This window comes from Halomonas sp. DP5Y7-2, from assembly GCF_019802025.1.
GTDB lineage: Bacteria > Pseudomonadota > Gammaproteobacteria > Pseudomonadales > Halomonadaceae > Halomonas > Halomonas litopenaei_A.
The window spans coordinates 1-1,109 of record NZ_JAHVHY010000021.1 but is presented as its reverse complement, the minus strand read 5'-3'; the positions used below and the strand labels follow the sequence as shown (position 1 = coordinate 1,109).

Here is a 1,109-nt window from a genome sequence, read left to right as displayed (position 1 = left end):
GCGCTGATCGACTACACCATCACCGATGCCGATGGTGACACCAGCGACGCGGTATTCAGCGTCACCGTGGCGGAAGACTCCACCCCGACCATCAGCGTGCCGGATGACTCCCCGAGCACCGAAGGTGGCCAGTTCACGGTCAGCGAAGCGGGCCTGCCTGGCGGCAGCGCCGCGGGCGACGGCAGCCAGACCACCAGCGGCACGCTGCCTATCACTACCGGTGGTGACAGCCTGGCCTCGTTGGTCATCAACGGCGTTAACGTCACCGCTGGCGGCACCGTAGTGGGTGACTTCGGCACGTTGACCGTTAGCGTCTCCGACGCTGGCGACTACAGCTGGAGCTACACCCTCGACGGCAGCACCCAGGATCACACCAGCCAGGGCACCGGCAGCGATGACCTGGCGGATCAGTTCGCGATCACGGCGACGGACAGCGACGGCGACGAAGCCTCCACCGACCTGACCATCCAGGTGCAGGACGATGTACCGGTGGCGGTAAATGACAGCGCCAATACCGCGGAAGACACCCCGATCACCTATAACGTGCTGGACAATGACACCCAGGGCGTAGATGGGGCAACGCTGACCGCAGCAACGTTGCGTGACCCGAGCCAGGGCAGCGTATCGATCAATGCCGCGGGTGACGTCACCTTTACCCCGGCGCCGGGCTTCGAAGGCGAAGCGCTGATCGACTACACCATCACCGATGCCGATGGTGACACCAGCGACGCAGTGTTCAGCGTCACGGTGGCGGAAGACTCCACGCCGACCATCAGCGTGCCGGATGACTCCCCGAGCACAGAAGGCGGCCAGTTCACGGTCAGCGAAGCGGGCCTGCCTGGCGGTAGTGCCGCGGGTGACGGCAGCCAGACCACCAGCGGCACGCTGCCCATCACCACCGGTGGTGACAGCCTGGCCTCACTGGTCATCAACGGCGTTAACGTCACCGCTGGCGGCACCGTGGTAGGCGACTTCGGCACGCTGACCGTTAGCGTGGGAGCAGATGGCGACTACAGCTGGAGCTACACCCTCGACGGCAGCACCCAGGATCACACCAGCCAGGGCACCGGCAGCGATGACCTGGCGGATCAGTTCGCGATTACGGCGAC

The 1,109-nt window shown here is 65.3% G+C and carries 1 protein-coding gene; it reads left to right on the top strand.

Annotated features, from left to right (window positions below):
- The coding region (locus KUW18_RS19565; RefSeq protein ID WP_222562192.1) for an Ig-like domain-containing protein at positions 1–1,109 on the top strand (1,109 nt) is incomplete at both ends.